This window comes from Streptomyces sp. NPDC050560, assembly GCF_044457285.1.
Lineage (GTDB): Bacteria > Actinomycetota > Actinomycetes > Streptomycetales > Streptomycetaceae > Streptomyces.
Genome location: NZ_JBITGT010000016.1, coordinates 101,018 through 109,566 on the forward strand (window position 1 = coordinate 101,018; position 8,549 = coordinate 109,566).

Sequence of the window (8,549 nt, forward strand, 5' to 3'; positions counted from 1 at the left end):
GCCCCGTAACCGATCTGCCGGGAGCTGACACCATGGCAGCCGACACCGAGACCCGCTGGACCGCCGCGCTGGCCGAGGCCCGGCCCGTCCCCTTCTGGCTCGATGACCCGCACAAGCCCGCTGCGCGGCTCGCGCTGACCCGCCGTGAGGAATGCGACCTCCTGGTCGTCGGAGGCGGCTACAGCGGCCTGTGGACGGCTCTGCTCGCCAAGGAGCGTGACCCCGGCCGCGACGTCGTGCTCGTCGAGGCCAAGGAGACCGGCTGGGCCGCCTCCGGCCGCAACGGCGGCTTCTGCGCCGCTACCCTCACCCACGGCATCGACAACGGGCTCAGCCGGTGGCCGGGCGAAGTCGCCACGCTGGAACGGCTCGGCGCCCGCAACCTCGACGCCATCGAGAGCACCGTCGCCCGCTACGGCATCGACTGCGACTTCGAACGCACCGGAGAGATCGACGTCGCCACGGAGCCCTACCAGGTCGCGGAACAGCGCCGTGGCCACGCCGAGTTGCGACGCCGCGGCCTCGGCACCGGCCTCGAACTCCTGGACGCGGAGCAGGTACGCCGCGAGGTCGACTCGCCCACCTTCCTCGGCGGCGTGTGGGACCGCGACGGGGTCGCCATGCTGCATCCCGCACGACTCGCCTGGGGCCTCAGACGCGCGTGTATCGCGCGCGGTGTACGCCTCTACGAGCACACCCCCGTGCTCCGCCTCACCCGCCGCGGCGCGGGACTCGACGCGCCCACCCCTTACGGCGCCGTCCGCGCCCGCCAGGCGGCCCTCGGCACCAACGCCTTCCCCTCGCTGCTGCGCCGGGTCCGCCCGTACACGGTGCCCGTGTACGACTACGCGCTGATGACGGAGCCCCTGGACGCGGCCCGACGCGCCGCCATCGGCTGGGAGAGGCGCCAGGGGCTCTCGGACACCGCCAACCGGTTCCACTACTTCAGACTCACCTCCGACGACCGCATCCTGTGGGGCGGCTACGACGCCGTCTATCCCTACGGCGGCCACATCCGCGCCGAGTACGAGAACAGGCCCGCCACGTACGCGAGGCTCGCCCAGCACTTTTTCCGCTGCTTCCCCTCACTCGAAGGGGTGCGTTTCAGCCATGCATGGGGCGGCGCCATCGACACCTGCTCCCGCTTCTCGCCCTTCTTCGGTACGGCGCATGGCGGCCGCGTCGCCTACGCGGCCGGGTACACGGGGTTGGGCGTCGGCGCCACGCGGTTCGGCGCCGAGGTGATGCTCGACTTCCTCGCCGGGGAGCGCACGGAGCGCACCGTCCTGACCATGGTGCGCAGCAAGCCGCTGCCCTTCCCGCCGGAGCCGTTCGCCTGGGCCGGCATCGCGCTCACCAAGTGGTCCCTGGCACGCGCCGACAGCCATCAGGGACGGCGCAACCTGTGGCTGCGCACCATGGACCGCCTGGGCCTCGGCTTCGACAGCTGACCACGACCCGCGCGCCGCGACGTCGCGGCTCCCGGCGACATCGGCGGTGCGTTGTGACCGACGTCACGTCCCTGCCCCGTCGCGACCCGCGTAACGCCGCCCGTACTCCCCGCTCTCCCGGTGGGGCGCCGCACCGGCGCCTGCCGTGACAACCCGGGGAGGGAGCCCGCGTGACATGTCCTGGGCGGAGGGCCGCAGTGGACTGGCTGGTGTCCGTGGCGCCCGATCCGGCGGCGTGCCGCCGACGATGGGCGCACAACCCGCGCGCGGTCGTCCCGCTGCCGGCGGGGCGCCGCTGGGACGTGCTGATCACGCCCGACGTCCTCGGCCGCGCCGCCCTCGACGTGCTGGTGCGCCTCGTCGGCAGGCCGGGACCCGTGCTGGACGGCCTGGGCGGCGCACGCATCGGCTTCTTCGTGCCCGCAGGCGCGGCGGCCCACTGGGTCGGCACCGGCCTCTCCACGGCGGGGCCCGGCGCCTGGATCGGGGCCCCGCATCCGAGGCGGGTGGCCGAGGGCGGCGTGCGGTGGCTGGTCCCGCCCGACGGCACCGGCACCCTCACGGACGCCGCCCTGCTGGAGCTCGTTCTGCACGAGGCGGTGGCGCAGCGGCGGGATGAGGGCGACCGCTGAACGGCGCGACGTGTGCCGCCTGACGGTGCGACGCGCGCCGCGTATCCGGGCGCCGACTTGTGAGCGGCACCTTGACAACCCGATTGGTCTGGACCAAATTGGGCGCACTTCACCCGCACCCACCGCTCCGTCTCGTACCGAGCCCCCCACCGGAGGTTGCCGTGGACGCCAACAGATCCGCCTCGTCGCCCATACGCGCGCGCAGTACCGCTCTCCTCGCCGCGGCGTTGCTCGCGCTGCCCGTCCTCGGGCTCGCCGCTCCGTCCGGGGCCCACGCCGCGGTCCGCGACGCCCCCGCACGCTCCGCGGCACGTGCCGACGCGGCGCTTCCGCAACATGCCCTCGTGGGCTATCTGCACGCGAGCTTCGCCAACGGTTCCGGATACACGCGCATGGCCGATGTCCCCGACAGTTGGGACGTCATCGACCTGGCGTTCGGCGAGCCCACCTCGCCCACCTCCGGGGACATCCGCTTCGACCGCTGCCCCCAGAGCGAGTGCCCCACCGTGGAGAGCGACGCCGAGTTCAAGGACGCCATCAAGGCCAAGCAGGCGGCCGGCAAGAAGGTCCTGATCTCCATCGGCGGTGAGAACGGCCAGGTGCAACTGACCACCGCCGCCGCCCGCGACGCCTTCGTGTCCTCGGTCTCGGCGATCATCGACGAGTACGGCCTCGACGGCCTTGACATCGACTTCGAGGGACACTCGCTGTCCCTGGACACGGACGACACCGACTTCAAGAACCCGACGACACCGGTGGTCGTCAACCTGATCTCGGCTCTGAAGACCCTCAAGGATCGCTACGGCGATGGCTTCACCCTCACCATGGCCCCGGAGACGTTCTTCGTCCAACTCGGCTACCAGTACTACGGCGCGGGCCCCTTCGGCGGCCAGGACCCCCGGGCCGGCGCCTACCTCCCCGTCATCTACGCGCTGCGCGACGACCTGACGCTGCTTCACGTGCAGGACTACAACTCGGGGCCGATCATGGGCCTCGACGACCAGTACCACACCATGGGCAGCGCCGACTTCCACATCGCGATGACCGACATGCTCCTCACCGGCTTCCCCGTCGCGGGCGACGCGGACAACAAGTTCCCCGCGCTCCGCCCCGACCAGGTCGCCATCGGCATGCCCGCCTCGCAGACCGCGGGAAACGGCTACGTACCCCCCGCGGACGTGACGACCACGCTCGACTGCCTCACGGCGAACACCGGCTGCGGCTCCTACACGCCCCACGGCTCCTGGCCCGACCTCCGGGGCCTGATGGCCTGGTCCGTCAACTGGGACCTCTACAGCGGCGGAGAGTTCGCCAAGACCTTCGACGGCTACTTCGGCTGACGGCTCCGTACGCCCCCTCCCTGCACCCGAAGCCCTTGAGGCGTCGGTGTGCGGGGAGGGGTCGTTCAGGCCCTCCTGCGGCCGTACAGCGCCGTCACGGCGGCCACCGGCCACAGGAGCAGGGCGGTCAGGCACCAACTGCCCAGCACATCCAGGGGCCAGTGGTAGCCGCGCCGCACCAGACAGAGCCCGATGACGACGTTCAGCGCCACCGCGCCCGTCGCCACAGCAAGGCGCGCGAACGCGCGCGCGAGTCGCGGCAGGATGAGCACGGCCGCGGCACCGTAGGCGACGCCCGCCGTCGCGGCGTGGCCCGACGGGAAGTAGCCGACCCCGTCCATGCCGGGCGGCCCCGCGCGCCCGACGGCGGACTTCAGCGGTACGACTACGGCGGGCACCGCGGCCATCGCCAACGCCGCGGCGAGCGGCGCCGCCCACCCTCTGCGCGAGCCGCGACCCCACCACGCGGCGCACATGAGGATGGCCACGAGCAGCGGCACCGCGACGACGGCGTTGCCCAGGTCCGCGAAGAACCCCGCGACATCGCGCGGCAGCGGCGCCGAGCTGCCCCGTACGGCGCCGCCCAGCCGTTCGTCGGCGCTCCGTACGGCGCCGCCCGCGACGACCTGCCAGACGGCCAGAGAGAAGAGCGCGGCGGCCACAGCGCACAGAAGCGCCCACCGCCGGGTCGGAGAAGAGGCCGGCCGCCCCGGAACCGGGGGGATGGTTCCGGGGCGGCCGAGATGACCGGTGGACCGCTCGCCCCGGGGGGTTTGGGGCGGGCGGCCGTCCGATCGGTGAGGAGTTCCGGAACGCGGGGCTCCGGGTGTGTGCGCGAGAACGGAACCGGAACGGAGCTGGGGAGGCTTCGAACTGGCTTCGTCCGCAGTATCCCGCGGACGGGGTGTCTCGCTCATCTGTGAAAAACCTAGGGCAGGGGAGGCGGGCTACAACAGTCCGAACGGTATGTCGTCATTGGCCTCCCACACCTTCTTCACACGCTCTGCCTGTCGTCCCAGGCCACAGCCCCTGTCACCCACGTCACAGACTGACCGGGGGCCGTTCGGGGAAGCGCGCCGCCCGTGCTCCGGGCGGCGCCGCGCCCCGGCCTCTCAGGCGCTCGCGAAGGCTTCCTCGATGATGTCCAGGCCCTCGCTCAGCAGGTCCTCGCCGATCACCAGGGGCGGCAGGAAACGGAGCACGTTGCCGTACGTGCCGGTCGTCAAAACGACGAGACCGGCCGCGTGGCACGCCTTCGCCACCGCCGCGGTCCGCTCCGGGGCCGGCTCCTTGGTCTCACGGTCCTTCACCAGTTCGAGGGCCATCATGGCGCCGCGGCCCCGTACGTCGCCGATGAGGTCGAACTTCTCCGCCATCGCGGTGAGTCGGCCGTGCATGATCTCCCCGATCCTGCGCGCCTTCGCGGGCAGGTCGAGTTCCTTCATGGTCTCGATGGCGCCGAGCGCGCCCGCGCACGCCACCGGGTTGCCGCCGTAGGTACCGCCGAGACCACCCGCGTGGGCGGCGTCCATCATCTCCGCCCGGCCGGTGACGGCGGCCAGAGGCAGACCGCCCGCGATGCCCTTGGCGGTGGTGATCAGGTCCGGCACGACGCCCTCGTCCTCACACGCGAACCACTGCCCCGTACGGCAGAAGCCGGACTGGATCTCGTCGGCGACGAACACGATGCCGTGCTGCGTGGCGAACTCCCGCAACGCAGGCAGGAACCCCTTGCCGGGCTCGATGAAGCCGCCCTCGCCCAACAGCGGCTCGATGACGATGGCCGCGACGTTCTCGGGGCCGACCTGCTTCGTGATCTCGTCGATGGCCTGCGCCGCCGCCTCGGGGCCGCAGTTCTCGGGGCCGGTCGGCCACCGGTACGGGTACGCGACGGGCACCCGGTAGACCTCGGGCGCGAACGGACCGAAACCGTTCTTGTACGGCATGTTCTTCGAAGTCAACGCCATCGTCAGATTGGTACGCCCGTGGTAGCCGTGGTCAAACACGACGACCGCCTGCCGCTTTGTGTACACGCGTGCGATCTTGACGGCGTTCTCCACGGCCTCGGCGCCGGAGTTGAACAGCGCGGACTTCTTCGCGTGGTCGCCCGGCGTCAGCTCCGCCAGGTGCTCCGCGACGGCCACGTAGCCCTCGTACGGCGTCACCATGAAGCAGGTGTGGGTGAAGTCCGCGAGCTGGGCCGACGCACGCCTCACGACGGCCTCCGCGGACGCCCCGACCGTGGTGACGGCGATACCGGAGCCGAAGTCGATCAACCGGTTGCCGTCGACGTCCTCCAGAATGCCGCCGCCCGCCCGCGCGGCGAACACCGGCATCGTGGAGGCCACGCCCGCCGCCACGGCGGCGTTGCGTCGGGCCTGTAGCTCCTGCGACTTCGGACCGGGGATCGCGGTGACGAGGCGGCGCTCCTGCGGAAGTGCGGTCATGAGGCGCTCCTGGTGGGGGTGGTGCGGATGTGTGGTCTTCTGCGGCGACGGTGCGCGACACGGTGCTGCCGCACGCGCTGCTTCGCACTGTTCCGGTTGTTCGGCTGCCGACGGCGTCTTTCGCGGCGATTGCGGCGCTATCAGACCCTCTCGGCCGCTTTTTCTCCGCCGTCTTCCGCAGGCTAGGGGCTTCGGCAGGGTGGAGGCATGCTCCACGGGGGAGTTCTTCTGGTGAGGGGTTGTCCGCCGTGGACACATGCGATGTGGCGGCGACGCACCGTATGTCGCGATACACCGCGCCGACGGTGCGCCGGTGGCGCATTAGCGCGGGCGCGGGCGCGTAGCCGGTGAACGGGCCCCGGACTGGCACTAGATTGATCCGCGAACCAGCGGCAGGTCAGGGGGCAAGGGGAGATGAACACCGAGGGCACACAGGACCCGCGTGGCGCGGGCGCCCGTCCGGCTCCAGCGAAACCCGCCGTTCCGCCCCAGCCCGTGACGCAGCCGGGCGCCGTCGCGCACCCCGGCGGCGTGCCCGGAGCACCCACCGCGCCGCCGCTGCCCAACGGCAACGCGTTCCTCGCCTGGCTCAGGCAACCGCGCCCCGAGGCACCGCCCGGCATCTGGCGCCTGGGGCACCGTCCCCGGCCCGCACAGCAGCCGGAGACCATCCCCGCGCGCCAACTCCTTGGCGGCGCGCTCATCGCCTTCCTGGTGGGCTGGCTCGTCTGGTCCCTGCTCTGGAACGGTTACCTGGGCGGCTGGTGGCTTGTCCCGCTCTACGCGATGATCCCGGACTCCTGGGCCGAGCCCCACTCCTTCGGGTCGGTGGTCGTGGTCTATGCGTACTACGTCGTGGTGGCCGTCGCGATCATGATCGGAGTCGGCAGACTCGGCCGCTGGGGCGAGGTGTGGCGCCGCTACGGCCTGCCCGCATGGCGCCGCGCCGTCCCCGCCGCGCCGCCCCCCGTTCCCCCGCAGCAGGACCCCGCGGAGTGGCCTCAGCTCCGCGCCGCCGGCGCCGGGGAGGCCGCGGAACGGCTCGCGGCGGACGCGCGCGCGGGCCTCATGCGCGACGTCGACCACGCGCGACTCGCGCGCGCGTGGCAAGGAGTGCGGAACGGACGCAACACCCTGGCGGCGTTCGTCGCCGCGGTGCTCAAGGACGGGGCCGCCGCGTGCATCCACCCGTCCGGCGCGCGCGACCTGCCGGGACGCAGCGGACGCCACGACCTCGTCACCGCCCAGGTGCGCATCGGCGCCAGCGCCGAAGACGAACGCAACCCCTACGAGTACCGCGGCGCGGGCGTCGCGCTCGGACCCGACCTGCTCGGCACCTCCCTGCTTGCCGTGGGCCCGCCCGGCTCCGGCAAGACCGGCAGCGTGGTGTGGCCGCTCGCCGAATCCCTCTGCCTCCAGGCGCTCGCGGGACGCGCCGCCGTGGTCGTCGTCGGGGCCGCCGGAGCGGGACTCGGCCCGACGGAGGCGTACGACGTCGTCATCCGGATCGGCCGCCCCGAGTCCCGCTACGACCTCGACCTCTACGGCGGCGCCACCGACCCCGACGAAGCCGCCGCCGTCCTCGCCGAAGCCCTCGTCGGCGATCTGAGCGACCCGCACACGGGCAGCGACGGCCGACGCTCCACCACCGTCCTCGCACAGCTCCTCGGCCCCTTCCAGGCCGTCCACGGCCGCTTCCCGTCCGTATCCGAGCTGCGCGCCCTGCTCGACGGCTCGCCAGGCGCCCTCGGCACCCTGCGCAAGGCGCTGACCGACACCCGCCAGGACGCCATGCTGCGCGAACTCGACGCCAGGGAGCGCCAGCTCGCCCACCCCGGCGACGTCGCCGGCGCCCTCGCCGACCGCGTCGCGCTCCTGGACCGGCCCGCCTTCGCCGACTTCTTCGACACCTCGGGCAACGGGCGGCCCTTCTCCCTGCGCGCCCTCGACCACCCGGTACGCGTCCGCATCGACCTGCCGCAGCGCGGCCACGCCGACGCGTCGCGCATCCTCACGCGCCTCGTCCTGGCGCAGTTCATGGCCAACGTCGCCGTCCGCGAGGACCGCTCGCTCTTCGCCTGCCTGATCCTCGACGACGCCACGGGCGCCGTCACCCCGGAGGCCGTCCGCGGCATCCAGCGGCTGCGCTCCGCGAACGCCGGCGCGGTACTCACCCTGCGCACCCTCGACGACGCGCCACGTCCCCTGCGCGGCCCCCTGCTCGGCGCGATCGGCTGCCGCATGGCACTGTCCGGACTCACCCCGTGGGACGGCCAGGACTTCGCGGAGGTCTGGGGCAAGGAGTGGATCGAGGCGCGCGACATCACCGACCGGCAGATCATCGCCGAGACGCCCCTCGGCAAGACGGTGCACATGCTGCGGCGGATGATCACGGGACGCGCCCCCACCGCGCGCGCCGTCACCGTCCGCCAAGTGGAACGCGAGCGCTGGTCGGCCTCCGAACTGGCCCACTCCGTGCCACCCGGCCACGCGGTGCTCTCCCTCACCAGCATCCGCGGCGAACACGCACCGCCGCTCCTGGTCGACCTGCGCGGCTGAGCCCGGTATCTCCCCGCCGGAGCCACGGAGCCACGGAGCCACGGAGCCACGGAGCCACGGAGCCACGGAGCCACGGAGCCACGGAGCCACGGAGCCACGGAGCCACGGAGCCACGGAGCC

The 8,549-nt window shown here is 72.6% G+C and carries 5 protein-coding genes and 1 pseudogene; 4 read left to right on the plus strand and 2 right to left on the minus strand.

The annotated features are described in order from the left end of the window. The first annotated feature begins 32 nt into the window (after positions 1-32). From ACIBIW_RS30740 to ACIBIW_RS30750, 3 genes and pseudogenes are all read left to right on the plus strand, one after another. Positions 33-1,451, plus strand: coding sequence for an NAD(P)/FAD-dependent oxidoreductase (locus ACIBIW_RS30740; protein ID WP_399340751.1), 1,419 nt, complete (start codon positions 33-35; stop codon positions 1,449-1,451). A 170-nt stretch (positions 1,452-1,621) separates the two neighbouring features. Further along, the gene (locus tag ACIBIW_RS30745; protein WP_399340753.1) at positions 1,622-2,083 is read left to right on the plus strand and encodes a hypothetical protein; all 462 of its coding nucleotides are present in this window, start codon (positions 1,622-1,624) and stop codon (positions 2,081-2,083) included. 326 nt (positions 2,084-2,409) lie between these two features. Continuing rightward, positions 2,410-3,423 (plus strand): annotated as a pseudogene (locus tag ACIBIW_RS30750) (chitinase); the annotation flags it as partial. A 65-nt stretch (positions 3,424-3,488) separates the two neighbouring features. On the opposite strand, the gene ACIBIW_RS30755 reads toward ACIBIW_RS30750, so the two are convergent. Both ACIBIW_RS30755 and gabT read right to left on the minus strand, forming a co-directional pair. Next, complete coding sequence (locus ACIBIW_RS30755; protein ID WP_399340754.1) at positions 3,489-4,085, minus strand: phosphatase PAP2 family protein; 597 nt, start codon at positions 4,083-4,085, stop codon at positions 3,489-3,491. A gap of 450 nt (positions 4,086-4,535) precedes the next feature. Next, positions 4,536-5,870, minus strand: coding sequence for a 4-aminobutyrate--2-oxoglutarate transaminase (gabT, locus tag ACIBIW_RS30760; RefSeq protein WP_399340756.1), 1,335 nt, complete (start codon positions 5,868-5,870; stop codon positions 4,536-4,538). Positions 5,871-6,284: 414 nt separating this feature from the next. On the opposite strand from gabT, the gene ACIBIW_RS30765 reads away from it, so the two are divergent. Beyond that, the gene (locus tag ACIBIW_RS30765; RefSeq protein ID WP_399340757.1) at positions 6,285-8,429 is read left to right on the plus strand and encodes an ATP-binding protein; all 2,145 of its coding nucleotides are present in this window, start codon (positions 6,285-6,287) and stop codon (positions 8,427-8,429) included. The last annotated feature ends 120 nt before the right edge of the window (positions 8,430-8,549 follow it).

What these genes read in the sequence shown, in the direction of transcription:
- ACIBIW_RS30740 (WP_399340751.1), top strand. Translation starts at nt 33, where the DNA reads ATGGCAGCCGACACCGAGACCCGCTGGACCGCCGCGCTGGCCGAGGCC.
- gabT (WP_399340756.1), bottom strand. Translation starts at nt 5,870, where the DNA reads ATGACCGCACTTCCGCAGGAGCGCCGCCTCGTCACCGCGATCCCCGGT.
- ACIBIW_RS30765 (WP_399340757.1), top strand. Translation starts at nt 6,285, where the DNA reads ATGAACACCGAGGGCACACAGGACCCGCGTGGCGCGGGCGCCCGTCCG.